The 23109-nt window shown below is 65.6% G+C and carries 25 protein-coding genes and 1 pseudogene; 10 read left to right on the forward strand and 16 right to left on the reverse strand.

Features of this window, described 5'->3' with window-relative positions; translation table 11 throughout:
* Positions 1 to 9: 9 nt before the first annotated feature.
* Complete coding sequence (locus N0A20_RS12965; protein ID WP_260580774.1) at positions 10 to 720, forward strand: hypothetical protein; 711 nt, start codon at positions 10 to 12, stop codon at positions 718 to 720.
* A 270-nt stretch (positions 721 to 990) separates the two neighbouring features.
* Here the strand turns inward: N0A20_RS12965 and N0A20_RS12970 are convergent, their stop codons facing one another.
* Complete coding sequence (locus tag N0A20_RS12970) at positions 991 to 1524, reverse strand: hypothetical protein (protein WP_260580775.1); 534 nt, start codon at positions 1522 to 1524, stop codon at positions 991 to 993.
* Between the two features lie 149 nt (positions 1525 to 1673).
* On the opposite strand from N0A20_RS12970, the gene N0A20_RS12975 reads away from it, so the two are divergent.
* Positions 1674 to 1823: a hypothetical protein gene (locus tag N0A20_RS12975; protein WP_260580776.1), complete on the forward strand. Its 150-nt coding sequence runs from the start codon at positions 1674 to 1676 to the stop codon at positions 1821 to 1823.
* 16 nt (positions 1824 to 1839) lie between these two features.
* On the opposite strand, the gene N0A20_RS12980 is transcribed toward N0A20_RS12975, so the two are convergent.
* The 3 genes from N0A20_RS12980 to N0A20_RS12990 form a co-directional block, all read right to left on the reverse strand.
* Positions 1840 to 2097, reverse strand: a complete 258-nt coding sequence (locus tag N0A20_RS12980; RefSeq protein WP_260580777.1) for a DUF2171 domain-containing protein — start codon at positions 2095 to 2097, stop codon at positions 1840 to 1842.
* Positions 2098 to 2216: 119 nt separating this feature from the next.
* Positions 2217 to 2756: a thermonuclease family protein gene (locus N0A20_RS12985; RefSeq protein ID WP_260580778.1), complete on the reverse strand. Its 540-nt coding sequence runs from the start codon at positions 2754 to 2756 to the stop codon at positions 2217 to 2219.
* Positions 2757 to 3083: 327 nt separating this feature from the next.
* On the reverse strand, positions 3084 to 3776 hold the full coding sequence (locus N0A20_RS12990; protein WP_260580779.1) for a DsbA family oxidoreductase: 693 nt from the start codon (positions 3774 to 3776) through the stop codon (positions 3084 to 3086).
* A gap of 257 nt (positions 3777 to 4033) precedes the next feature.
* On the opposite strand from N0A20_RS12990, the gene N0A20_RS12995 reads away from it, so the two are divergent.
* Positions 4034 to 4276, forward strand: a complete 243-nt coding sequence (locus N0A20_RS12995) for a hypothetical protein (RefSeq protein WP_260580780.1) — start codon at positions 4034 to 4036, stop codon at positions 4274 to 4276.
* Positions 4277 to 4381: 105 nt separating this feature from the next.
* On the opposite strand, the gene N0A20_RS13000 is transcribed toward N0A20_RS12995, so the two are convergent.
* The 3 genes from N0A20_RS13000 to mnmA form a co-directional block, all read right to left on the reverse strand.
* Entirely contained in the window at positions 4382 to 4507 is a 126-nt protein-coding gene (locus N0A20_RS13000; RefSeq protein WP_260580781.1) for a hypothetical protein, read from the reverse strand.
* Positions 4508 to 4583: 76 nt separating this feature from the next.
* The gene (locus tag N0A20_RS13005; RefSeq protein WP_260580782.1) at positions 4584 to 5009 is read right to left on the reverse strand and encodes a hypothetical protein; all 426 of its coding nucleotides are present in this window, start codon (positions 5007 to 5009) and stop codon (positions 4584 to 4586) included.
* 445 nt (positions 5010 to 5454) lie between these two features.
* Positions 5455 to 6711: a tRNA 2-thiouridine(34) synthase MnmA gene (mnmA, locus tag N0A20_RS13010; RefSeq protein ID WP_260580783.1), complete on the reverse strand. Its 1257-nt coding sequence runs from the start codon at positions 6709 to 6711 to the stop codon at positions 5455 to 5457.
* Between the two features lie 144 nt (positions 6712 to 6855).
* On the opposite strand from mnmA, the gene N0A20_RS13015 reads away from it, so the two are divergent.
* A complete protein-coding gene (locus N0A20_RS13015) occupies positions 6856 to 7236 on the forward strand; it encodes a hypothetical protein (RefSeq protein ID WP_260580784.1) in 381 nt (126 codons plus the stop codon).
* A gap of 2 nt (positions 7237 to 7238) precedes the next feature.
* Positions 7239 to 7538, forward strand: coding sequence for a DUF1153 domain-containing protein (locus N0A20_RS13020; protein WP_260580785.1), 300 nt, complete (start codon positions 7239 to 7241; stop codon positions 7536 to 7538).
* Between the two features lie 70 nt (positions 7539 to 7608).
* On the opposite strand, the gene N0A20_RS13025 is transcribed toward N0A20_RS13020, so the two are convergent.
* Positions 7609 to 8280, reverse strand: coding sequence for a CerR family C-terminal domain-containing protein (locus tag N0A20_RS13025; protein WP_260580786.1), 672 nt, complete (start codon positions 8278 to 8280; stop codon positions 7609 to 7611).
* A gap of 86 nt (positions 8281 to 8366) precedes the next feature.
* Here N0A20_RS13025 and N0A20_RS13030 point away from each other — a divergent pair, with 86 nt between their 5' ends.
* Complete coding sequence (locus N0A20_RS13030; protein ID WP_260580787.1) at positions 8367 to 9716, forward strand: oxygenase MpaB family protein; 1350 nt, start codon at positions 8367 to 8369, stop codon at positions 9714 to 9716.
* 99 nt (positions 9717 to 9815) lie between these two features.
* Positions 9816 to 10088, forward strand: a complete 273-nt coding sequence (locus tag N0A20_RS13035; RefSeq protein WP_260580788.1) for a hypothetical protein — start codon at positions 9816 to 9818, stop codon at positions 10086 to 10088.
* A gap of 238 nt (positions 10089 to 10326) precedes the next feature.
* Here N0A20_RS13035 and kynU read toward each other — a convergent pair.
* The 3 genes and pseudogenes from kynU to N0A20_RS13050 form a co-directional block, all read right to left on the reverse strand.
* Positions 10327 to 11542, reverse strand: a pseudogene (gene kynU / locus N0A20_RS13040) (kynureninase).
* Positions 11539 to 12450 (reverse strand): alpha/beta hydrolase family protein, encoded by a 912-nt coding sequence (locus tag N0A20_RS13045; RefSeq protein WP_260580789.1) that lies wholly within the window; start codon positions 12448 to 12450, stop codon positions 11539 to 11541. The pseudogene kynU and the gene N0A20_RS13045 overlap by 4 nt, the downstream one beginning before the upstream one ends.
* 60 nt (positions 12451 to 12510) lie before the next feature.
* A complete protein-coding gene (locus N0A20_RS13050; RefSeq protein WP_260580790.1) occupies positions 12511 to 13119 on the reverse strand; it encodes a GNAT family N-acetyltransferase in 609 nt (202 codons plus the stop codon).
* 186 nt (positions 13120 to 13305) lie between these two features.
* On the opposite strand from N0A20_RS13050, the gene N0A20_RS13055 reads away from it, so the two are divergent.
* Positions 13306 to 14067, forward strand: coding sequence for a hypothetical protein (locus N0A20_RS13055; RefSeq protein WP_260580791.1), 762 nt, complete (start codon positions 13306 to 13308; stop codon positions 14065 to 14067).
* Between the two features lie 105 nt (positions 14068 to 14172).
* Positions 14173 to 14337: a hypothetical protein gene (locus N0A20_RS13060; protein ID WP_260580792.1), complete on the forward strand. Its 165-nt coding sequence runs from the start codon at positions 14173 to 14175 to the stop codon at positions 14335 to 14337.
* Here N0A20_RS13060 and N0A20_RS13065 read toward each other — a convergent pair.
* The 4 genes from N0A20_RS13065 to N0A20_RS13080 all read right to left on the reverse strand — a co-directional run bounded on the left by N0A20_RS13065 (position 14320) and on the right by N0A20_RS13080 (position 18786).
* Positions 14320 to 14901, reverse strand: a complete 582-nt coding sequence (locus N0A20_RS13065; RefSeq protein WP_260580793.1) for a TaqI-like C-terminal specificity domain-containing protein — start codon at positions 14899 to 14901, stop codon at positions 14320 to 14322. The genes N0A20_RS13060 and N0A20_RS13065 overlap by 18 nt on opposite strands.
* Before the next feature lie 78 nt (positions 14902 to 14979).
* Entirely contained in the window at positions 14980 to 16104 is a 1125-nt protein-coding gene (locus tag N0A20_RS13070; RefSeq protein ID WP_260580794.1) for an Eco57I restriction-modification methylase domain-containing protein, read from the reverse strand.
* Positions 16105 to 16187: 83 nt separating this feature from the next.
* The gene (lepA, locus tag N0A20_RS13075; protein WP_260580795.1) at positions 16188 to 18011 is read right to left on the reverse strand and encodes a translation elongation factor 4; all 1824 of its coding nucleotides are present in this window, start codon (positions 18009 to 18011) and stop codon (positions 16188 to 16190) included.
* A gap of 472 nt (positions 18012 to 18483) precedes the next feature.
* Entirely contained in the window at positions 18484 to 18786 is a 303-nt protein-coding gene (locus N0A20_RS13080; RefSeq protein ID WP_260580796.1) for a hypothetical protein, read from the reverse strand.
* A gap of 67 nt (positions 18787 to 18853) precedes the next feature.
* Here N0A20_RS13080 and N0A20_RS13085 point away from each other — a divergent pair, with 67 nt between their 5' ends.
* Positions 18854 to 22159, forward strand: a complete 3306-nt coding sequence (locus tag N0A20_RS13085) for a type ISP restriction/modification enzyme (RefSeq protein WP_260580797.1) — start codon at positions 18854 to 18856, stop codon at positions 22157 to 22159.
* On the opposite strand, the gene N0A20_RS13090 is transcribed toward N0A20_RS13085, so the two are convergent.
* Positions 22156 to 23040, reverse strand: coding sequence for a transposase (locus N0A20_RS13090; protein ID WP_260580798.1), 885 nt, complete (start codon positions 23038 to 23040; stop codon positions 22156 to 22158). The two genes, N0A20_RS13085 and N0A20_RS13090, sit on opposite strands and share 4 nt — an antisense overlap.
* Between the last annotated feature and the right edge of the window lie 69 nt (positions 23041 to 23109).

The following is a 23109-nucleotide window of genomic DNA, read 5'->3' on the forward strand; positions in this document are numbered from 1 at the left end:
AACTGGCAGATGAGCCACATCGCCTCGATCCCCTCGCCCGATCCCGCCGCCGGAACCGCGCTCGACGCGCACGGCCACGACCCCGCCGCCTATGACTGGGTGCCGGTGCTGAAAAAGCGGCGCAAGGACGGCTGGTCGCCCGACAAGCAGCGCGCCTTTATCGAGGCGCTGGCCGACAGCGGATCGGTCGTCACCGCGGCGCAACATGTCGGCATGTCCGAATCCTCCGCCTATCGCCTGCGCCGCTCCCCCGGCGCCGAAGCGTTCGACCGCGCCTGGTCGGCGGCGATCGACACGGCGTCGAAGAAATTGCTCGACGCCGCCTTCGAACGCGCGCTGGTCGGCACCGACGAGCCGGTGTTCGACCGCGAGGGCAACCGCGTCGGCCGCCGCCTGCGCCAGAGCGACCGCTTGCTGATGTTCCTGCTGCGCGCTTATGGCCCCGACTGTTTCCGCGACGCCGCCGCCCGCCGAAGCGACCGCGCCCCCGCGTCGGCGCCCGCCACCCCGGTGGCCGAGGCCCTGGTCCATCTGCACCCCGCACCGCCCGCCGCGCCCGAGGCGTTGATGGCCCCCGACGATCTCGCGGTGGCGCTGGAGGTTGCCGATCTTGGCGACGGGGAATTGCCGCATTGGTATCGCGACCCTCCGGCCGAAGGCGAGCCCGTGCCCGCAGGCCCGTCGGCCCCCTGGGACCGCGACGAGGCTGAACTTTCCTGAACTTTGACCGAACGGCCGTGCCAATGGGCTGAACTTCACTGAACTTTGGCCCGCAGCGGGACGGGCGATGGTGCGTTAAACCTGAACCGCCTCCCCGAGCGAAGACGAGGGGCTATGCCGAGCGAAGTCGAGGCAGCAACGTCGAAGCTTCTCGCTTCGCTCGAACGAGCCCCTCGTCTTCGGTCCGAAGGCCGAAGTTTATCCTGAGCGCCTGCAAGGCAGTCGAAGGGCTCGGGGATACGGAGGGACTCAGATTTCACGCAATTTGATCTAATTCACCGTCACCCCGCTCGGCACCCCGCGCATGCCCGCGGCCGCGAACATCACGCCGCCCTTCACCGCCTCCGCCGAGCCGTCCAGCATCGCCAGCTTCACCAGCTCGCGCGTCACTTCGCTGTCGTCGTCGACCACCAGCCGCAGCGTCTGGATGCCCATGCCGTTCTTCGCCAGCACCACGTCGCGGACCAGCGCCAGCGGCCAGCGCGCGCTGCCGCCGCGGTAGAGCGTCACGCCGTCATGCCGCACATAGGCGGCGCGCCAGCGCCACAGCCGCCGGAACCAGACGAAGCCCAGCACCGCGGCCGCCATCAGCGCGGTCATCACCACGTCGCCGAACAGGATGTGCCGCACTACCTCGCCCGCCGTGTCGCCGCGCGCCTGCATCGCCACCAGCACGCCGAACGCCAACAGGCACAGCATTTGCCCCGCCGCCAGCGGCTTCGGCTTCAGCCGCGCGATGGTGATGGTCCTGCGGTCCCCGTTGCTCATCGCGCCCAGATAGGCACGCCCGCGCCGCGATGCCACCCGTGGCGGGCGAAATCGGGGCGCCGCCCATCCGCCCGCTGCGAAGCCTAGCCCCCCAAAACAAACAGCCGATTTATGGGTTAAACGCGACCAGCCGTCCCCACGCCGCCGCAAAGGCTGCTATAAGAGGACGCGAAAGGAGACGAACGATGCAAGCCGTGACAGAGGGCAACCGCCGCAAGGAAATCCGCGTGCTGCTGCACCGGATTCAGACCCACCCCGAACGCGACTGGAGCGCCGCGCGCCGCCGCCTCGCGACGCTGACCAGGCTCGTCGCCGTGGCCGCCAGGGGACGCTGACCCGGCCTGTCCGCCGTTATTCGGCTTCCTCGAACAGGTCGGCCGCGTTGGCGGCGGTCGCCGATAGCCGCACCGTGTCGCCCTCGACCGCGGCGACCAGCCCGGCGGGCAGATAATGATGCTTGCCGCCCTGGCCGTCCCCGGTCTGCGGGCTGTCGGCTCTGGTCAGCTTGATCCGCTCGCCGTCGAGATGGTCGACCGTGCCGATATGGACGCCGTCGGCGCCGACGACCTGCATATTTTCCTTGATCGCGCTGTGGTCATGCTCTGCCATGGGGATGCTCCTTGCCGCTCGCCGGACCGTCGCCGGCGAGTTCCGCGCTTCATACGCCCGGCGGCGCCATTCGATCCACGGCCATCGGCGGACCGCCGCCGCCGCGACGGTCGAGCCGCTCAGCACCAGGGTCGCCGCCGCCCTTCCCACGGCCGCGCCAGTCCTTCGCCGACCAGCATCGCGCCGACGCTGGCCCCGCCGCGGGTCACGATGCGCAGCTTGCGGCCGTAACGGTCGGTGTCGCGCCCGGCTCCTCCGAGGCTGAACGGCCCTGCGTTCATCCACGCCTGCAAGCGCCGCGCCGCGGCCGCGCCCAGCGCCGCTTCCTCGGCACAGCGCGCCGGGTGCGTCTCGGGCGTGTCGATATCGGCGATGCGGTATTTCTCGCCCGCGAACCGGAAGGTGTCGCCGTCGACCACACAATCGCGCCCGCCGCCGCTGGGGCAAAAGCCGAAGCGCGCCGACAGGCGGTCGGCGGAGGGGGCCGGGCCATCGGCGGGAGGTGCCGGCGACCCTTGCAGCGCCGCCAATGTCGCGAGAAACCCCAGCGCCATCACCGGCGTGACGAAGCGGATCGGACCGACGCCGCGCCGCGGCCGCAGGGGTCTGCGATGCCGCCGCTGACGGCGATGCGTGGACAGAAGATCGGGACCGGCCATGTCCCGATCCTGCCATCGCAGGCTTGGCAAAATCCTAACGTACCGGTCCGGTACGGCAGCGGTCGACGAGGAAATGCCTCCGCCGCGGCGCCGGTTTGACCGATGTCAATGCAGCGCGGCGCGGGGCGACCGACAAGGGGACATCACCAAGCCATGGAGCCCCTCTCATGACCGACGCCCTTCTTCAGACCCCCGTCCTCGTCTTCGTCTTCATGATGGGGGCGTTCATGTTCACGCTCGGCCCGATCGCCGCCGCCGACCTGATCCGCTCGCGGCGGCGCTGATTCGCAAGGACGGATGGTCAGGGCGCCGAGGCGCCGGCGTTCTTCAGGCCGCGTCGGCCAGTATCTTGCGTTCGATCACCCGGATGAACACCTCGGCCTCTTGCGCGCCGGGCACCAGCATCCGCCCGCCAAGGATGAAGGCGGGAACGCCGGTGATATTCTGGTCGGCCCAATAAGCCTCCTCGGTCCGCACCATCTCGCCGAACTCGCCGGAGGCGAGGATCGCGGCGGCGCGGGCGCGGTCGAGTCCCACCGACGCCGCGACGTCGGCGAGTATGTCGGGATCGCCGACGTCGCGATTGTCGGTGAAATGCGCCCGGAACAGCGCGAGTTTCAGCGCTGTCTGCACGCCGGTCGCCGCCGTTTGGTCGGGCTCCTCCAGCGCTCCGGCCCAACTCAGCAGCCGGTGCGCGTCGAAACTGTTGCGCATCCGGAACCCCGGCCCGCGGTTGAACGTGAAGCCCAGATCGGCGGCGATCCCCGCCATCTTGCCGCTGTTGGCGCGGCTCTGTTCGGCGCTGATGCCATATTTGCGCATCACATGCGCGGCGGCATCCTCGCCGCCAGGCGGCATATCGGGGTTGAGTTCGAAGGGATGCCATTGCACCCGGAAATCGAGCCGCCCGGCGAAATGCAGCATCACCTGCTCGAACTTCTTCCAGCCGATGATGCACCAAGGGCACATCACGTCGGAAACGATATCGACACCGAGGCGCGGAAGGTTCGATCGGGACATGGCACCGCCTTTTCCGGAGCAGCCCGGTCCTGGCCGCCACTGCGATCCTAACCCGGAAGCGCCCGCCGCGCCACCCGGCATCGTCGCTCGCTGCCCCTGCAACGCGCGGCACGCGATTCATGCCGGCCCCGCACCCCTGCGTACGAAAGCACGCCAGACCGAGCCAGCCGTCCGATAGGGCGAATATCCTAGACCTTTGCAAAAAAAAGAATTTCATGTTATGCTGCGTTGCACCATTGAAAAAAAGGGGACAGAAGATGAACCTGTTCAAGAAGATTGCGCTCTCTCTCACGGCCACGTCCATGGTCGTGGCTCCCGTAGCGGCTTCGGCCGCGCCAGCTATCGCGGCGGTGTCCTTCGACGACGTCGCCGCCGTCTCGACCGTCGAAGGCCAGAGCGAACTGGAAGGCCGGAGCTGGATCTTCATCCTGCTGGCGATCGCCGCCGGGGTTGGCCTCTATTTCATCCTCGACGACGACGACGGGCCGACCAGCCCGTAAACGCGAAATTCCCATCCACTGAACTGGCCCCGCTCATGCGGGGCCTTTTCTGGACAGTAAACCGGCCGCAAGCAGCCCGACCTCCGGCTCTCGAAACGCCGGGGTTCACGTCGCGATACGGCGGTCGGTCCCCGAGCGGCGTTCGGGCCCCTTGTAATTCGGATTGTCCGTCTTGCGACGATCTTCGCTTCGGCGGCCTGCGTCGTCGCGCTGGTCTTTCTCGGGTTTCATCCCATCTCTCCTGCCCCGCCCCACCGGCGGAAGGACACTTATCGCACGAGGGCAATGCGAAAGCGTTAACGAGCGATTAGCCAGCCGAGCCTTCCGGCGCAGGTGCATCGGCGACCGGCCCAGGCCGCGACAGCACCCACCAGCTGCCGATCATCAACAGGACCGACAGCGCCTCGACGATCATCCCCTGCACGATCCCGAAATTGGTCGGATCGCCCATCGCCACCCCGATCAGCCGCCCGGCGAGCGCGGTGCCGTACAGTGCCGCGGGCACGAGCAGGGCGCGCACCCAGGAAGGTACGAGCGCGCCGAGCGCCGCGGCGCCCGCCGACACGAGGAAGAAGGACGACAGATCGGCGCGCAGCGTATTGATCGCGACGCCGCTGATCGTGAAGCCGAAAGTATCGGTATAGCTGGCCGGGTCGATCACCCCGCGCGCGCCGATCAGGAAGAAGAACAGCGCCCACAGCAGGACGGCGCCGCGCAAGACCCAATTGACCATGATCGTCTCCCCTGTTTGCGCCTCAGGCTGCGGCATCGGGGAGGAAAAGGCAATATCGACGACCGAATCGGGCGGTACCTGCCGTTCCCGGGGTGCATGAGGAGCGGGCTGTGTCTGGCATCGAGCCCCGGCTTTCGCCGGGGACCGGGAAGCACCGAAATCAGGCTATTGGGTTAAACCGCCTTATAAATCCCGTTCGTGTCGAGCGAAGTCGAGACACCCATCGGCATCGCGCCCAGCCCGACGGGTGTCTCGACTTCGGCCAAAGGCCGAAGTTTATCCTGAGCGCCCGCCCTGCGGGCAGTCGAAGGGCTCGACACGAACGGAAATAGGGGACGGTCTGAAAACGCCCGGTTGCAGGCGGAGGCGGACGTTGATCTCCCCCTCCCGCAGGCGGGAGGGGCGGGGGTGGGCAGCAGCGTCGCGATGGCCCACCCCGCTGCGACTAACGAGCAAGCTCGTAAGTCTCGCTGCCCCTCCCGCTTGCGGGAGGGGAAACCGGTTCATTCCTCAAATGTCCGCTAACCACCCCAAAGCAGACACCCGACGTGTTCCGCCTCAATCCCCCCTCTGCCGCGAACGTCTCCTCGATCCAGCCGCCGCCGAGGACGCGGCTTTCGTCGGCCGCATCGTACAGCACCGCCGCCTGCCCCGGCGCGACGCCATATTCGGGCGCCGCAAAGACCAGCCGATCGCCATCGATCCGCGCGGGTACCGGCTTCGCCATGCTGCGCACCTTCGCCAGAACGTCACGCCCCGCGACATCGGCCAGCCAGTTCGCCTCGCCCAGCCGCGCGCCCGAGACAGCCAGCGCGCGCCGCGGCCCGACGACGACCTCTTTCCTGTCCGCGTCGAGGCGGACGACATAGAGCGGCTCGGCCTGCCCGCCGATCTCGATCCCGCGCCGCTGCCCGACCGTATAGTGGATCAGGCCCTTGTGCGCACCCAGCACCGTGCCGTCGACATGGACGATCGCGCCCTGGTCGTCGGCCTCGGGGCGCAGCTTGCGGACGAGCGTCGCATAATCACCGTCGGGCACAAAGCAGATGTCCTGGCTGTCGGGCTTGCCCGCGACGCCCAGGCCCAGCTCGCGCGCGATCTCGCGCACCACGCTCTTTTCCAGCCCGCCGAGCGGGAAGCGCAGGAAGTCGAGCTGCTCCTGCGTCGTCGCGAAGAGGAAATAGCTCTGGTCGCGCGCCGGATCGACCGCGCGGTGCAGCTCGGCGCCCGCGGGGCCCATCACGCGCCGCACATAATGGCCGGTCGCAAGGCAATCCGCTCCCAGCTCCTTCGCGAGCTGGAACAGGTCGGTGAACTTCACCCCCATGTTGCAGCGCACGCACGGGATGGGCGTCCGCCCGGCGAGATATTCGTCGGCGAACTGGTCGATCACCGTGTCGCGAAAGCGGCTCTCATGGTCATGGACATGATGGACGAAACCCAGCCGGTCGGCGACCGCGCGCGCGTCGCGGATATCCTGCCCCGCGCAACACGCCCCGACCCGCTTCGCCTTGGCGCCATGATCGTAGAGCTGGAGCGTCACCCCGATCACCTCAGCACCCGACCGGGCCGCGAGCGCCGCGACGACGCTCGAATCGACTCCGCCCGACATGGCGACGACGATTCGCCGGTCCCTGAGCGGCCCGGCGAGCTGGAAGTCGGCCTGGGCAAGCCCGGCAGGGGGTGAAAGCAGCGTTGCCATATGCCGCGCCATCTAGGGGCGAGAGTCCGAAAATACCAGCTTTTCTGCCCCGTCTGTCAAGATATTGACGGGGGTTAAGCTTCGCTAACAAGCCATGAAATGGGTATTTACGGGACTTTAGGCGGTCGCGGTTAGACCGGCAGCATGAACCTCGCCTCGTCCGACCTTCCGCGCCTTGCGGGTGCCGTCAGCCTGTCGAAGCCCGGCTTCGACATCATCCTGGCCGTGTCAGCCGCACGCCAGGCCGTGCTGCCGACCGCCGGCCTGCTGCGCGCACGCAGCGACCGCGACGCGCACACCGATCTCGCCGCGACACGCCGCGCAATGCTGTGCGGAACGAAGGCGGAAACCTGGGCGTTCGGCCCCAGACCAGCCCGCTTTTTCGATCTGTCGGAAGAAGTGAACGCCTTGCCCGAAACTATGAACAGCCTGTTTACCAGAGGATTTCAGCCGATGTTGAACTCCTCCCATATAGACCCTGTCTCGTCGGACATCCCCCCTTCCGACGTTGAAGATATGGAATGATTATGATCGAAAATCAGAAAATCCGCCCGGCTCAGGTCATCGGCCCCCTCGGGGAGCCGCTGACGCTCGACTCGCTTCCGCCCGCGAACACGACCCGCTGGGTTGTGCGCCGCAAGGCCGAAGTCGTGGCGGCGGTCAACGGCGGTCTGCTGACCGTCGACGAGGTCTGCGAACGCTATGGCCTGACGCTCGAGGAATTTGCGAGCTGGCAGCGCTCGATCGATCGCAGCGGCATGCCGGGCCTGCGCGTCACGCGCATCCAGCACTACCGCGACCTCTACGAGCGGCAGCAGCGCTTCTGATCGCGGCGCGACAAAAAGGGAAAAGGGCGCCCGTGGGCGCCCTTTTTTTTGGCAGCGCACTGATCGGCCATCAACCGGGCCGGACAATCCCCTCGATCTGCTCCTCGAGAATCGCGATCACTGCATCGGCCTGATCGCCGACGCTGATCGCCCGCGCGACGATGTCGCGGCCTTCGACCAGTCCGGTCAGGCTTGAAATCATCATGACCGCACGCAGACGCGCCTCGCCCTCGCCGATCATCCCGCCCCGTGCATGCGCGATCAATTCCGCCGCAAGCTCGATCCCCGGACGCCACAATTCGGCGTAGAGAATCTCGAAGGCCGGACCAGGACTGGCAATCTCGCGTTGCACGAACAGGGTCCGGTGTGCGACCTCCCCGGTGGACAGCAGGAACCGCGCGAGTGCCGCCATCAGCCGCTGGAGCAAGGCCGCAGCCTCGCCCGGTGCCAGCGGCTTCGCCAGCGCATCGGCCACATGCTGCGCTACGGTGCCCACTCCATCGCGATACCCCGCGACGATCCTCTGCGCGCAGGCGAGATACAGCCCCTCCTTGCCCCCGAAATAATAGGTCAGCGCCGGCAGGTTGACCGCCGCCCGGTCTGCGATCTGCCGCGTCGTCGCCGCGGCATAACCGTGGAGTCCGAACTCGATCAGCGCCGCATCCAGAATGCGCGCGTGCGTCTCCCCGCCCTTGCGGTATCCGCTCGGCGCGCGGGAGGCGGAAGGGGCATGACGGCTCATCTGCGATTCTGCCTTGAATTTATATCATATGATATATATCTATCACTTGATAGATTTTGGGGCACATAGCCTGGAAAGGCAATAGCATGGCCGCGACCGTTTCGATCGACAATTTGCGCGCCCGCGTATACGCGCAAAAGGACCGCATTCCGGCAATCTATGGCAATGTCGACTTTTCGGCCGTGCCCGAACGCTTTGCCGACGCCCCGGACGACGCGACCAGCCTGTCGGGCGGTTATGTCGACGAGCGTTTGCGGCTGCTCGCTGATCCCGAACGGCTCGAATTCATCCGCGCCTATACCATGATGGGCGACGGCGTTGCCGACGCCTATGCCGCGCTGATGCGCGACTACGGTTTTCGCCGCCTCGTCGATATGCTGGTTGAAGCCTGTGACCATGGCGTCGAAAAGGTTGCCGACGCACCGCCCGAACTCGTTGCCTTCATCGCTGACATGGAACGCATCCCCGACTGGCTCGATATGGCGCTCGTCGAGGAAGGCGCGCGACTCGACCGCAACTCGGCCGCCAATCTCGGCCCCTTCATCATCCGCGGCGCCTTTATCGCGACCTTCATGAACAAATATGCCGCGCTGCCGATGGCGATCACCAACACGCTGTCGCGCGACACCGCCGCGCGCCGTGTCAAGGAGACCGCCACCTTCTTTACCACTTCGGTCCTCCCGGGCGCGCTGGAACGCTTCGGTCCCGGTTTCAAGTCGGCGGCGATGGTGCGGCTGATGCACTCGATGGTGCGCGCCAATGTGATGCGACGGCCGAAGGATTGGGACGTTGGCGTCTTCGGCATCCCGATCCCGCAGGTCGACCAGATGCCTGCCGGGCTGATCGCGATCTTCCTGATGTCCTACAAGATCCTCGCCAAGGGCCGCAATCACTTCACCCGCTCCGAACGGGCGCGTGTCGAACTCGCCCGCTACCGCTGCTTCCTGCTGGGCTTGCCCGAGGATCTGCTCGCCGACACGCCGCAGGGGATCGTTGACCTGATGACTGCGCGCGGCGGCACGCTGCGTTCGGGCTATGACGATCACACTTGCGGCGAACTGCTGCGCGCGACGATGGCGGCCGACCTGCGTCCCGACGCCTCGCTGTCCTCGCGCATCTACGAACGCTTCGAACGCAGTTTCTCGAAGCTCTTCTTCGTCCAGAATTTCATGGCGGGAGACCGCAAAAAGGCCGCCGCGATCGGCGTGGCGCTGACGCGCGCCGACATGGTGCGGGCCGCCGCGGCGGGGCTCTATGTCTATGGCCGGATCAAGCTCTATGCGCTCGCCAGCCATATTCCGGGCCTCAACCGCACCGCCGACCGCCGCCTGGTCGCAAAGCTGAAGGCGCAGCTGGCGAGCTATGGCCACGCCGAATTCACCACCGATGCGGCGCAATATCGTGCCGCTCCGCCGCCTCGGCTTGCGACCGGATAGCAAGAAAATCCGCGCTTTTCCGGATATTTGACATTTGGCGTGCAACCCTCGTGTTCACCGGGCGTTAAGCGTCCAAGTCAACCACGGGAGTCACCGACTATGCGTAAGATCCTCATCACCCTCGCCGCCACCACGACGCTGGCCCTCGGCGCCTGCCAGAGCCCCGCCGCCGACAAGGCCGAAGACACCGCGGACGCCCAGGCCGACGTCGTCGATGCCCAGGCCGACGCGATGCCCGAAGGCCCGGCAAAGGAAGCAACCGAAGCCAAGGCCGACGCGATCGAGGAGGCCGGCGAAGCAAAGGCCGATGCGATCGACAACGGTACGGCTCCGGCCACCACCCCGGCCGCACCGGTCGAAGAAAAGAAATAACAGGGCTGCCTCCCCTAAAGGGCAGGGTGAAGGGCGCCGGATCGATTCCGGCGCCCTTTGTCGTGCGCGCTGCGTTCTTTTCGAGAATCCTTGTCGCTGTGACGCGCGTCACCGCGGCAACGCAGACCCCGGTCTAGACCGATTCTCGTGGAGCGGGGCTCAGCCAATCGAGCCACAAACCACCCTCCCGTCGTCGCCTCGCGACCCAGCGGCGGCGGGAGGGACTATCCCTTCGGCATCAGGTGACCGCGGCCCGTGCGTGAAATTCGGGCCGGTCCCATGCCCGTGTCGCCACCACTTCGACCAGCGCCTCGCCGACCAGCCACACGTCTTTGTGACTCAGCGTCAGCGGCGTGAAGCCGAAACGCGCCACGTCGGGCGCGCGAAAATCGCCGACGATGCCGCGCGCGATCAGCGCCTGCACGATCGCATAGGCCTGGTCGTGCCGGAAACTGATATGGCTGCCGCGCTTCGCGGGGTCGAGCGGGGTCACGCATTCGAGCCCCGCCCGCATCCCCGCCGCCAGCAACATATCGAACAGCGCCGCCGACTTCGCCTCGACGACGCGCATGTCGATGCCCTGCCACAGCGCCAGCCCGCTCTCGAGCGCGCCGAGACCCAGCATCGGCGGCGTACCCGTCAGCCAGCGTTTCATACCGGCGGCGGGCGCATAATCGTCGGTGAAACCAAAGGGCGCCGCGTGCCCCATCCAACCCGACAGCGGATTGGTCAACTCAGCCTGCCAGCGTTTCGCCACATAGAGGAACGCCGCGCGCGCCCGGCCCCCCGTTCAGATATTTATAGCCGCACCCGACCGCCAGATCGGCGCCGGAGCCGTTCAGGTCGACCGCGACCGCGCCCGCGCTGTGGCTGAGGTCCCACAGCATCCGCGCCCCCGCCGCCTGCGCCCGCGCGGTCCATTCGGCCATGTCGAAGCGCGCGCCACTTTTGTAATGGACGTGCGTGAGCAGCAGCAGCGCGACATCGCCGTCCAGCGCCTCGGCCAATCGCTCGCGCGGCACGACACGCAATTCGGCCCCCGGCACGCAGCCGACCGCGCCCGATGCGATATGCAGGTCGGTCGGGAAATTGCCCGCCTCGCTGACCACCACGCGCCGCGCGGGGTCGCGGCGGAGCGCCGCGACGACGGCCTTGAACAGGTTCACGCTCGTCGAATCGCAGACGATCACCTCGTCCGCCGCCGCGCCGATCAGCGGTGCGATCAGCCCGCCGATCCGCGCGGGCGCGTCGATCCACCCGTCGTTCCAGCTGCGGATCAGCCGCTCCCCCCATTGCCGCGTCACCATGTCGGCGCTCGCCGCGACGCTGTCCGCGGGCAGCATGCCCAGCGAATTGCCGTCGAGATAGACCAGACCCTCCGGGCGCACGAACCGCGCGCGCAGCGGCGCGAGCCCGTCGGCGGCATCGAGCGCCCGTGCCGCCGCCAGCGTCATCGCTGCGCCTCCATCCCGAACGTCTTCAGGATCGCCGCGCGCTGCTTCGCCCAGCTGACGCTGTCGGGCGCGATCAGCTCGACATGGCCTTCGCCGGGAGTCACCTCCATCGTCACCGCGCGTCCGCGCTGCGCCATCGCCGCGATATAGGCCTCACCCGTCGCGGGCGGCGTCACCCGGTCGAGCGCGTTGTTGAACTGCACCTCCACCGCGTCACCCGGCGGCATTTCGGGCGGCGAGGTGCGCGCATATTCGCCGCGCGCCATGTCGCGCGGCGCCTCCGCTCCGCAGGCATGGCCGACACTTGCCGCGCCCGCGCGCAGATCGGGCAGCCCGCCCTGACTGATCGCAAGGTCGATCTTCACCGGGTCGCTCCCGCGCAATGCGTCGTCCGCCGCCAGCGCCGGCCGTCGCGCCAGCCACAGCGCCAGATGCCCGCCCGCGCTATGTCCGATCGCGATCCGCGGCGCGTCCATCGCAAAGCCATGCTTGCCGCCCTCGCGCGCGAACAGGTCCGCCGCCGCGCCGACATCGTCGAAAGTGCCCGGATAGCCGCCGCCGCGATCGACGCCGCGATATTCGATGTTCCACACGCCCACGCCGTAGCGCCGGAGATCGTCGGCGATCCAGTTCATGATGTCGCGCTGGGCGACGGCGGTCTGCCAGCAGCCGCCGTGGATCATGATCACCGCCGGATGCGGCCCGGCGCCTTGCGGTACCCAGACATCGACGATCTGCAGCGGATCGTCGCCATAGCGCAGCGTCGTATCGGGTTTCGGTTGCGGGCGATTCAGCAGGTCGCCCCATTCCATGATCGGCTTCTGCGGCACTGCGCCCTCCTGTGTCGCTCCCGGCGCGGAGCAGGCGGCCAGCGCCGCCGCCAGCATCGCCATCGTTGTTGTCTGCATCCGTGCCGTCGCTCCTGTCCTCATCCGACCCGCATAGCGGCGAGGCGGCGGTGTGGCGACCTATCGCATCAGCTGCGCGACCACATCCTGCACCCCCTGCGCCGTATGGTCCGCGCGCAGCGCCGCCAGCGCCTCCGCTACGTCGAGCCGATAGTCAGCCACTCCCGCGCTCGCGCTTTCCCACGTCGCGCCCAAGGCCTTGACCAGGCGCTTTGCCGCGGCATTCTCGGACAGGACATGCAGGTCGAGTGTCGCCAGCCCCTCGCCCATGCACTCGATCAGCAGCGCCGCGGTCATCATCCGCGCGAGTCCCTTGCCCTGGAACTCGTCGAGCACTGCAACCGAATATTCGGCTATCGATGGCGCCCCCGCCAGCCGCACCGCATGCACCGCGCCGATCGCCGGCGTGCCCTCGCACTCGGTGCATAGCGCGCCCCAGCCGATATGGTCGTGCCCGTCGACATCGACCAACCGTTCGATCACCGCATCGGGCAGCTCCGCCGCAGGCGAGAAGAAGCGCAGATAGCGCGACTCCGCCGACAGCGCCGCAACCCCTGCGCGGAGCAGCGGCGCATCGTCGGGAGTGATCGTGCGCAGGCAAACCGCGGTCCCGTCGGCCAGTCTGCTGTGGACCGCGATATCGCGCAGCGCCCCCCGCCGTTCCGCCATGCCCGCCTCCTGGCCGCCGCGTATCTTCCCGCAAGATAGGCCGCGCCTCTGGCGATGGCAATCTCGCCTCCAGCCCCGTCCGGTCGCCTCAACAGCGATGCCGGGTCCGGACGGATGCAGCCGAGCGGGGACCAATATGACGGCGAACATGATAACACCCGCCCGCACCGATTCGAGGATTATCCGATGAGAGACTATATTGGGGCAATCAAAGCCAGCGGACTGACCATTGATGACCCGATTGAAGTCGGCGACCCGGCGTTGTGGATACCGACGCCCGAGCTGGAGGTCCTGCTGAACCACGGCATGTCGGGCATATCCCTGGCCGGGCTGGCGATAAGAACGCGCTCGAAAGTCGCCAAGCAGCACGTCTGCCGTGTGTTGGGATATCCCGTTCCGGCGCGTTTCAGAAAGTTGCAACCCCGGTTTGCCGGGCAGAGGTTCGACACCTATGTCCAAAAGGCCAACAATCTCCAAATCTGGAACGAAGGGCTGTCATCGACAAGACGCTATGTCATGATCCGTGTCGATGAGGCCGATGTCGTGACCAGGGTGAAGGTCGTCACCGGCGAAGATCTGGCCGTTCTCGACACCACAGGCACGCTTACGCAGAAATATCAGGCGCGCCTCGTCCCCGGAGATGCCGATGCCGAACTGATCGCCGATACGGATAGCGAGCGGCTGCAGCCCTTTGTGCGGGCGGGCGCCATACCCGCCAAATCGGTCAGTCCGATCGATCATCCCCATGCGGCTTCGATTTTGCCGATTGCGGAAATATTCGAGCGGCTGTCTCCCCTGCTCGGACGGAGTTTCCGGGACGCGGGTCGTGATCAGGACCGCAATCGGGGCGCCGCGTTGCACGAACTGGTTTGCTTAAGCAGCTGGGTTATTCCAGCTATCAGGACGACGGTCGGTTTCCGGACGTCCGACACCAGTTGCTGGAGGTGAAGCTGCAAACCTCGCCCACCATCGATCTGGGGCTGGTATGCCCCGACAGCGACAGCGTTCTCGACATACCGCAGCTTGCTTGACCAGCAGATTCGGCACTGCGACGTGCGCTACGCCATTTTTTCGGGGATCACCGATGGCGCGACGGTTACGCTGACGCACTTCTACCTGACCACCGGCGAGCGCTTCTTCAGCCGCTTTCCCCAATTTCAAGGGAGGGTGCTGAACAAAAAGCTCCAAATCCCCCTGCCGTCAGACTTTTTCGACTGACAGCCCAAAGGACTGCCAAACCATCGCATCCAGTTCCGCTTCCAGTTCGGCGTCATCGCTCTCGGCGAGCCGCTCAAAAAGCCGTTTGGCACGCCCGACTATCCGGCGGCTCAGGGCAGCATCGGGATCCGGGATCGGAAACTGCTCGACATATTGGGTGATGAAGCGGCGGCGGCCGGCATAGAGCTTGTTGTTGAAGCGGCAGTCGTAGAATTTCTCGATAAAACTCGAATTCGCGACGGCAAGCGCGAGCCAGAGCAGATCGTCCTTCCCGGGTTCCGGCTTGAGCCAGTAGCAATCGCCGTTCACGATCGTATCGTCGAGGTCCATCCAGAAAGTCGGCCGCTCGCTGATATCCCGGAAGACGAGCTTCGGGCCGCTCCAGTCGGCGGGATTTTGCGGGACCCATATTTCATACCATTCCCGCCCCGCTTCCAGCACATAGCTCCGCCCCGTCAGCACGTCGCGGTGGCTTTCCAGATAGGCTCGGCTGAGGGGGTATGCCTGCAAATCCACAGCGCGGCGCCGATCATTCACGACCTCGTGCGGATAAAGAATCCGCATCGCGGCGCGCGACCCGTCCGGTCGAAACCGCCGGGCTATCTTGTGCGTGGTCAGCGGCCGAAGCAGTTCCAGCGGGGCTTACCATTCGCGACGGACAAACACCTTGTCGGCACAGGTTTTGACGCCGACACGCACCTTTCCGATATCCTTGAACTGGCCCCGGGAATTTGCCTCGACCGTAGCCAGCCAGCTTACCACATCTTCGGAGCAGAGCCGCCAGACGTCGGCCGGATTCTGGTTCGTGTGCAGACTGCCGTGACGGATTTCAAAAACGCGTCCGTCCGGCAAGCCCGCAACGCCGCTGTAGGGCAATGCCGCGAGAGCGCTCTCCGCCCGGAAGTCGGCGCGCTTGGTCTTGGTCTCATAGATTGCCGTAAAGCTGGCGGGCGCACTCGCTTCGCCGCAGCGGTACGCCCGTTCGCGACGATGACGGCTAAGCAATACCGCCGCATCGAACAGCTTGGTATCTCCCAAATCGAAGATGCGCCGGAGGCTGAGCACCTTCGAAAGCGCCTCGCGAACCACACCCCCGGACCGCGTCGTCATGAAGCGATTGGAAACGATGATGCCTGCGCTGCCCGCGGGGTTCAAGACACGCGCTATGCCCAGCAGAAAGGCGAAATACAGATCGACCCGGCCGGAAAGTCCGAATTGCGAGGCCAGTTCCTGCGCCCGCCGCGAACCGATTATCTGCGTCCGGACATAAGGCGGATTGGCTATGACCAGGTCATAGGATTCGCCTTCCGAAAACAGCCCGCTGGAGAAATCGTCCAGCACATGATCCAGGAAGCTGCCTTCGACCAGATGCAGCTTCGCTTGCGGGTAGCCAGCCGTCAGCCGTTCGGATGCAACCGAAAGGGCGGCAGGGTCCGTTTCAAAGGCGAACACATCGACACCCGCCGGGAGGCGATCGAGCAAGCTGCAGAGAAGTTCCCCATGACCCAAAGCCGGGTCCAGAACACGCAAGCGGCGGCCGGCTGGAATATCGGCAGCGGCGATGATCTGATCGGCGACGAAGTCGGAAAGGTCCCGCGGCGTGTAGGTCGCGCCTTCCGCCTTCTTTCCGGGTACGATTCCGTATCGCCTTTCGGACCCCGGCAGGTTTTCTCCAATGTCCGAAATGTCCGGCTCCGCAGCCTCCGGAAACAGGGATTCAAGCTGTTCGGGAGTCCGAAGCGCCACCGGATAGGGGGGATTTTCCATGCCGGGAGTTGAACACAAGGCGAACGTCCGATCAACCAGATTGAAACTTCCAGAACCCTCACCCCCCGCCCGACGAGCCCGCGTCAGGCATCGTCGCCCATCCTGAGCGCCGCGATAAACGCCTCCTGCGGGATGTTCACATTGCCATATTCGCGCATCCGCTTCTTGCCCTCCTTCTGCTTCTCCAGCAGCTTCTTCTTGCGGGTCGCGTCGCCGCCATAGCATTTGGCGGTCACGTCCTTGCGCAGCGCGGCGATGGTTTCGCGGGCGATCACCTTGCCGCCGATCGCGGCCTGGATCGGAATCTTGAACATGTGGCGCGGGATCAGGTCCTTCAGCCGCTCGCACATGCCGCGACCGCGGCTTTCCGCCGAACCGCGATGCACGATCATGGAGAGCGCGTCGACCGGCTCGTTGTTGACGAGGATGCTCATCTTGACGAGGTCGCCGGGGCGGTGGCCGATCTGGTGATAGTCGAACGACGCATAGCCGCGCGAAATGCTCTTCAACCGGTCGTAGAAGTCGAACACCACCTCGTTGAGCGGCAGCTCGTAAGTGATCTGCGCGCGGCCGCCGACATAGGTCAGATTCTTCTGGATGCCGCGGCGGTCCTGGCACAGCTTCAGGATCGGACCGAGATAATCGTCGGGGACATAGATCACCGCCTCGATCCACGGTTCCTCGATCTCGTCGATGCGGTTGGGATCGGGCATGTCGGCGGGGTTGTGGAGCTCGATCTCCTTCGCCGCCTCGTTCTTGGTATGGCCGAGCTTGAGCTTGTACACCACCGACGGCGCGGTGGTGATGAGGTCGAGGTCGTATTCGCGGCTCAGCCGCTCCTGGATGATCTCGAGGTGGAGCAGGCCGAGGAAGCCGCAGCGGAAGCCGAAGCCGAGCGCCGCGCTGCTCTCCATCTCGAAACTGAAGCTCGCGTCGTTGAGCCGCAGCTTCTGGATGCTCTCGCGCAATTTCTCGAAGTCGTTGGCGTCGGTCGGGAACAGGCCGCAGAAGACGACCGGCTGGACCTCCTTGAACCCCGGCAGCGGCGCCGCGGCGGGTTTCCTGGCGTCGGTCACGGTGTCGCCGACGCGCGCCTGCGCGACGTCCTTGATCTGCGCCGTGATGAAGCCGATCTCGCCGGGGCCGAGTTCGCCGAGCTGTTCGATCTTGGGGGTGAAGCAGCCGACGCGGTCGATCAGGTGGGTGGTGCCCGCCTGCATGAACTTGATCTGCTGGCCCTTTTTCAGCACGCCGTCGACGACGCGGACGAGGATGACGACGCCGAGATAGGGATCGTACCAGCTGTCGACGAGCATCGCGAGCAGCGGCGCGGCCGCGTCGCCCTTCGGCGGCGGAATCCTGGTGACGATCGCCTCCAGCGCTTCCTCGATGCCGATCCCCGACTTGGCGGAAGCGAGCACCGCGTCGTCGGCGGGGAGGCCGATGATATCCTCGATCTCGGCCTTCACCTTGTCGACGTCGGCCGCGGGCAGGTCGATCTTGTTGATCACCGGCACGATCTCATGGTCGTGCTCGATCGACTGGTACACGTTCGCCAGCGTCTGCGCCTCGACCCCCTGCGCCGCGTCGACCACCAGCAGCGCGCCCTCGCACGCGGCGAGCGACCGCGAGACTTCATAGGCGAAGTCGACGTGGCCCGGCGTATCCATCAGGTTGAGCTCGTACGTCTCGCCGTCGTGGGCCTTGTACGACAGGCGCACGGTCTGCGCCTTGATGGTGATCCCGCGCTCCTTCTCGATGTCCATATTGTCGAGCACCTGCGCCGACATCTCGCGCGCGGTGAGGCCGCCGGTGAACTGGATCAGCCGGTCGGCGAGCGTCGATTTTCCATGGTCGATGTGGGCGATGATCGAGAAATTGCGGATGTGGGACAAGGGCGTGGTCATGCGGGGCGCCCTAGCAGCGCGCGGCCCGGCTGTCAGCAGGCTCTTAAAGCCACAAAAGCCCGCATGGGCGGGCCCATTTTGTGTCCTTTGTGGCTTTGGGGCCCCTTCGACCGGCTCAGGGCAGGCTTAAGGAGACAAAGGATACGGATGCGAGCGGCGAAACTGTCTCCTTTGTCGCTTTAGCGACGGGGCGGCGGGCGGCGATCGCAGGCGGAGGCGATGGTCGCGCGCGCAGCACTCCGCCCAAAGTTCAGTAAAGTTCAGCCCAGTGCGCGTTGTTGCGCTCTCCCTTCCGATGCCCGCGGCAAACGGAGGCGAAATGCGGGCGCATGCCGAACCATCGCAAGGATACACAGGGGTGCGGCGTTCGGGCGCAACCGGAAGCGGAGATCGACGAGTCAAAGAGCCAGCAGCGGGAGGCTGGCAGAGCGGAATATTTTAGGAAAGCGTTTTTTTGCGGCGGTCGAAGCGCTCAGGCTGCGAGCAGTTTTTCCAGCCGCTGAACCTCCTCGGCGAATTCGAAGCGCAACTGATCGCGCTCCTCTTCGGGAAGCCAGTTGGCCATCTGGGGAAACACCGTCTTGTGATACTGGAATGTACGCCGGTCCCACGGACAGCGATCGGTCGCCGCCTTCGCCGCCGCAAGCACTTCGTGCAATTCGCGCCGCACCTCTTCACGATCGGGTTCATACGAACGAGGCTGCGGGGCGTCGCCGAGGTCGAAGCCCATCTGGCGCGGTGCGCCGGGGAAAAGATCGACGATATCTTCAGCCATATCCGAACCTTTGGCGGTTGCCCGCCCGGCAACCTGTGTGCCAATAGCTTGTGACGCAGGGGGAAGAATGACGCAAGCCGATCGCATCAAAAAAGCTGTGGGCGATTTCGGCGCCGCCGCCAAGGCGAAGCTCGCCAACCCCGCAGCGAGCGGCCAGCCCGAGGATCAGCTTCGCGCACCGCTGGAAACACTGTTCGCCGCGCTCGCCGCCGAAGCCATACCGGCCGCTGCCGTGCATTTGGTCGGCGAGGCATCGCTCGCCGACCTCAAGACCCGGCCCGACTATGCTGTCACGGCGAACAAGGCGCTGATCGGCTTCATCGAGGTCAAGGCGCCGGGCAAGGGAGCCGACCCGCGCAAGTTCAGGGACAAACACGACAAGGCGCAGTGGGAACGGCTGAAAGCGCTGCCGAATATCCTGTATACCGACGGCAACGGTTTTTCGCTGTGGCGCGACGGCGAATTGCAGGGCGGCATCGTCCGGCTGTCGGGCGATATCGAGAGTGACGGCGGCGCGGTCGAAGCACCGACCGGCCTGTTGCCGCTGATTCACGATTTCCTGACGTGGGAACCCATCGCCCCGCGCAACGCGCGGCAGCTTGCCGAAGTCGCGGCGCGGCTGAGCCGCTTTCTGCGCGACGAAGTGGTCGAACAGATGGAGCGCGGCAGCAAGGCGCTGACCGAATTGCGCGACGATTGGCGCGGGCTGTTGTTCCCCGAAGCCAATGACGAGCAATTCGCCGACGGCTATGCGCAGGCGGTGACGTTCGGCCTGCTGATGGCGAAGTCGCGCGGACTCAAACTGTCCGAAGGTTTTGCCGATGTTGCGCAGGAACTGGGCGAAACCAATACGCTGATCGGCGTGGCGCTGCGCCTGCTCACCGATCAGCAGGGGCCGGTGCTGGTCACCTCGCTCGACACGATGTTGCGCGTACTCGACGTCGTCGACTGGTCGCAGGTGTCGAAGGGCGATCCCGAAGCCTGGCTGTATTTCTACGAACATTTTCTGGAGGTGTACGATAACAGCCTGCGCAAGAAGACGGGCAGTTATTACACCCCGCCAGAGGTTGTGCAGACGATGGTGCGTTTGTGCGACGAGGCGCTGAAATCGTCGGCGCGTTTCGCGGTACCGCAGGGACTGGCCGGTCCCGAGGTGCATGTCGCCGACCCGGCGATGGGATCGGGCACATTCCTGCTGGGCGTGATGCGGCAGATTGCCGAGACGATCGAGGCTGATCAGGGCGCCGGCGCGGTCGGCCCGGCAATGACGGCGATCGCGCAGCGGCTGATCGGGTTCGAGCTGCAATTCGGCGCCTTTGCCGTCGCGCAATTGCGGATGCTGGCCGAGATGATCGAACTGGGCGCGAGCGGCAGCCCGCGCCTGTTCGTCACCGACACGCTGGGCGATCCGCATGCCGAATTTGAAAGCGGCACCGGCATTTACCGCGAACTGTCGCGGTCGCGCCGCGAGGCGAACGAGATCAAGCGGTCACAGCCGATCACGGTGGTGATCGGCAATCCGCCGTATAAGAATGAAGCCAAGGGTAAAGGAAGCTGGATCGAAGAAGGAACAGGCAACCATCCTGCCCCCTTGAATGATTGGCAACCGCCCGCCGCTTGGGGCATCGGGGCGCATGCCAAGCATCTGCGCAACCTTTACATCTATTTCTGGCGCTGGGCGGCGTGGAAGGTGTTCGAACAAGGCGCCGGTGGGCGCGACCTGCAGCCCCCGAGAGAAGAACATCTGTCGGGCATGGTCTGCTACATCACCGTGTCCGGCTTTCTGAACGGCCCCGCCTTTCAGAAGATGCGCCACGACCTGCGCCGCGATTGCGACGAAATCTGGGTGATAGACTGTTCGCCCGAGGGCCATCAGCCAGAGGTCGCGACGCGCATTTTTCAGGGGGTGCAGCATCCGGTGTGCATCGTGCTGGCGTCACGGTCGCCCGCGAACGATCCCGAGACGCCTGCGCGGGTACGCTATCGCGCGTTGGCAAAGGGGCGACGCGAGGAAAAATTCGTCGAACTGGCAGAGATTGCGCTCGACAGTCCGGAATGGTCCGATGGCGCCAGCGGATGGCGAACACCATTCCTGCCCGAATTTTCTGGCGGGTGGGCAAGCATGGTGCCGCTCGACGCTGTAGTCGGTTATAGCGGTCCGGGCGTGAAGGCAGGGCGGACGTGGGTTATCGCATCTGATCCCAAGACGCTCGAAGATCGTTGGAACCATCTCATTCAAGAACCCTCCCCAGATAAGCGAGGTGGCTTATTTGAGAATAAGACAGGCGACGCGCATATCGCAAAGCCAGCCAAAGCTGCGGAGGGCTTGCACGGTGCATTGCCCTCGATCGAAGCGCTGTTGAAGGAACAGTCTCTTCATCCCACTGATACCCAAGCAAAATCAGCACTGAATATTCTTACGCCGATCCGATACGCGTTTCGTTCTTTCGACCGCCAATGGATCATCCCCGATAGCCGCATTATCGACAGGCCAAGGCCTGACTTGTGGGCCAGAAACGGAAAGCAGCAAATCTATATCGCTGCGCCTATGGATCGCTCACCTTCCAGCGGACCGGCCATTTCGATGACAGCCATTATTCCGGACCAACACTACTACAACGGTCGTGGCGGTCACGTCTTTGCTCTCTGGAAAGACGCCGCCGCGACCGAGGCCAATATCGCACCCGACGTGCTGGCCGAACTAGCCAAGGCGTTTGGCGCGCCGGTCGATCCGGTCGATGTCTTTGCCTATGTCGCGGCGCTGCTGGCACACCCGGCCTATGTCGAGACGTTTCGCGACGACCTGATCCGTCCGGGCCTGCGCGTGCCGCTGACCGCCGATGCGGCACTGTTCGCCGAGGCGGCGAAGCTGGGGCGCGAGGTGATCTGGCTGCACAGTTTCGGCGAACGCTTTGCCGACGGGCGCCCGGCGGGGCCGCCGCGCATGGCCGACGGCCGGCGACCGGCGATCCCGAAAGAAGGGACGATCCCGTCGACGCTGGAGGGTTTTCCCGACAGCATCGGCTATGACGCCGAAAAACGGCGGTTGAACATCGGCAGCGGCTTCATCGACAATGTGCCGTCCGAAGTGTGGGCCTATGAAGTGTCGGGCAGGCAGGTGCTGGTCCAATGGTTCAGTTACCGCAAAAAGGACCGCAGCCGCCCGATCATCGGCGATCGCCGCCCGCCATCGCCACTGGGCGACATTCAGCCCGACCATTGGTTGAGCGAATATACGACCGAGTTGATGAATGTGCTCAACATATTGGGGCTGCTCGTCGAACTGGAGCCGCAGCAGGCCGACCTGTTGAAGCGTGTGTGCGACGGGCCGCTGATCCCGGCGTCGCGCTTTGCAAGCGCGAACGACAGCTAAATCCCCAGCCACCGCGCACAATCATTCCTTACCCGCGCATCGCTATCCCGCAGCCCCCGTTCCAGCACCACCGCCCTGCCTGCGCCCTCCGCCACCGCCGCGAGCGCTGCGATGGCGTTGGCGCGCACTCGCGGCACCGGGTGCGCCTTGGCGAAATGGTCGGCGATATCCTTGCCCTCGTCGGTCAAATGCACCGCGCAGCGGAGCAGCATTTCGGTCTGGGTCACCGTCGGGCGGCGGGCGATGGTGCCGCGGTCCAGATCGACGATATATTGGTCGCGCCAGGGGATGTGGTCGCCTTCTTCCATGATGTTGAGGCTGACCGAGAGGCTTTCCGGCGGGAGCTGGCTGTGGATGTCGCGGTGGGCGCGGTAGAGCATCGTCTTGCCTTCGCTTAGCTGGCTGCGCCCGGCGAATGTCAGGTTCAGCGGCTCGTCGATCCGGCCGTCGACCTGCTCTGCGTCATAGTCATAATAGTCGCTGACATAGCCCGGGCCCCAATAGCCTGTGGTCAGGAAGCTGAAATTATGGTCGTGCGGCAGGCCGTAGGCGAAGGCCCCCGCGCCGCTGGCGGCATAGGCAGCGTCGGTCGCGGCGGGCCAGAGGTTGGCGCGCAGGAAATGGCCGCGCGGGCTGCGGTGGAGCAGGAAGACCTGCGCCGAATAGCGGCTGAGGGTGAGCTGGTTCGCGAAACTCGCCTTCAGTTCGGCGACGATATGGTCGGCGAGGAAGGCGCGGTTGCGCGCGAGGCCCGCGAGCAACGCCGCGGCGCGGGCGAGGTCGGCTTCGCCGGACAGGTCGACGCGGCTTTCATCGAGGCGCGCGGCGACCTCTTCGAGGTCGAGTTCGGGACCGGCAGGCGGGTCGATCAGGCGGGGCATGACTGTCTCCTGCTCCCCTCCCGCAAGCGGGAGGGGTTGGGGGTGGGCGAGCAGCGGTGCGGATGCCCA

Source organism: Sphingopyxis sp. PET50, from assembly GCF_025244705.1.
Lineage (GTDB): Bacteria > Pseudomonadota > Alphaproteobacteria > Sphingomonadales > Sphingomonadaceae > Sphingopyxis.

Bases quoted from the DNA above. Each gene is read 5' to 3' on its own strand.
- N0A20_RS13035 (WP_260580788.1), top strand. From the start codon at position 9,816: ATGCGTAAGATCCTCATCACCCTCGCCGCCACCACGACGCTGGCCCTC.
- lepA (WP_260580795.1), bottom strand. From the start codon at position 18,011: ATGACCACGCCCTTGTCCCACATCCGCAATTTCTCGATCATCGCCCAC.
- N0A20_RS13085 (WP_260580797.1), top strand. From the start codon at position 18,854: ATGACGCAAGCCGATCGCATCAAAAAAGCTGTGGGCGATTTCGGCGCC.
- N0A20_RS13050 (WP_260580790.1), bottom strand. From the start codon at position 13,119: ATGGCGGAACGGCGGGGGGCGCTGCGCGATATCGCGGTCCACAGCAGA.
- N0A20_RS12975 (WP_260580776.1), top strand. From the start codon at position 1,674: ATGCAAGCCGTGACAGAGGGCAACCGCCGCAAGGAAATCCGCGTGCTG.
- N0A20_RS13020 (WP_260580785.1), top strand. From the start codon at position 7,239: ATGATCGAAAATCAGAAAATCCGCCCGGCTCAGGTCATCGGCCCCCTC.
- N0A20_RS12985 (WP_260580778.1), bottom strand. From the start codon at position 2,756: ATGGCCGGTCCCGATCTTCTGTCCACGCATCGCCGTCAGCGGCGGCAT.
- N0A20_RS13045 (WP_260580789.1), bottom strand. From the start codon at position 12,450: ATGCAGACAACAACGATGGCGATGCTGGCGGCGGCGCTGGCCGCCTGC.
- N0A20_RS13080 (WP_260580796.1), bottom strand. From the start codon at position 18,786: ATGGCTGAAGATATCGTCGATCTTTTCCCCGGCGCACCGCGCCAGATG.
- N0A20_RS13030 (WP_260580787.1), top strand. From the start codon at position 8,367: ATGGCCGCGACCGTTTCGATCGACAATTTGCGCGCCCGCGTATACGCG.
- N0A20_RS13025 (WP_260580786.1), bottom strand. From the start codon at position 8,280: ATGAGCCGTCATGCCCCTTCCGCCTCCCGCGCGCCGAGCGGATACCGC.
- N0A20_RS13000 (WP_260580781.1), bottom strand. From the start codon at position 4,507: ATGAAACCCGAGAAAGACCAGCGCGACGACGCAGGCCGCCGAAGCGAA.
- N0A20_RS12965 (WP_260580774.1), top strand. From the start codon at position 10: ATGAGCCACATCGCCTCGATCCCCTCGCCCGATCCCGCCGCCGGAACC.
- mnmA (WP_260580783.1), bottom strand. From the start codon at position 6,711: ATGGCAACGCTGCTTTCACCCCCTGCCGGGCTTGCCCAGGCCGACTTC.
- N0A20_RS13055 (WP_260580791.1), top strand. From the start codon at position 13,306: ATGAGAGACTATATTGGGGCAATCAAAGCCAGCGGACTGACCATTGAT.
- N0A20_RS13070 (WP_260580794.1), bottom strand. From the start codon at position 16,104: ATGGAAAATCCCCCCTATCCGGTGGCGCTTCGGACTCCCGAACAGCTT.
- N0A20_RS13090 (WP_260580798.1), bottom strand. From the start codon at position 23,040: ATGCCCCGCCTGATCGACCCGCCTGCCGGTCCCGAACTCGACCTCGAA.
- N0A20_RS12990 (WP_260580779.1), bottom strand. From the start codon at position 3,776: ATGTCCCGATCGAACCTTCCGCGCCTCGGTGTCGATATCGTTTCCGAC.
- N0A20_RS12995 (WP_260580780.1), top strand. From the start codon at position 4,034: ATGAACCTGTTCAAGAAGATTGCGCTCTCTCTCACGGCCACGTCCATG.
- N0A20_RS13015 (WP_260580784.1), top strand. From the start codon at position 6,856: ATGAACCTCGCCTCGTCCGACCTTCCGCGCCTTGCGGGTGCCGTCAGC.
- N0A20_RS13065 (WP_260580793.1), bottom strand. From the start codon at position 14,901: ATGCGGATTCTTTATCCGCACGAGGTCGTGAATGATCGGCGCCGCGCT.
- N0A20_RS13005 (WP_260580782.1), bottom strand. From the start codon at position 5,009: ATGGTCAATTGGGTCTTGCGCGGCGCCGTCCTGCTGTGGGCGCTGTTC.
- N0A20_RS12980 (WP_260580777.1), bottom strand. From the start codon at position 2,097: ATGGCAGAGCATGACCACAGCGCGATCAAGGAAAATATGCAGGTCGTC.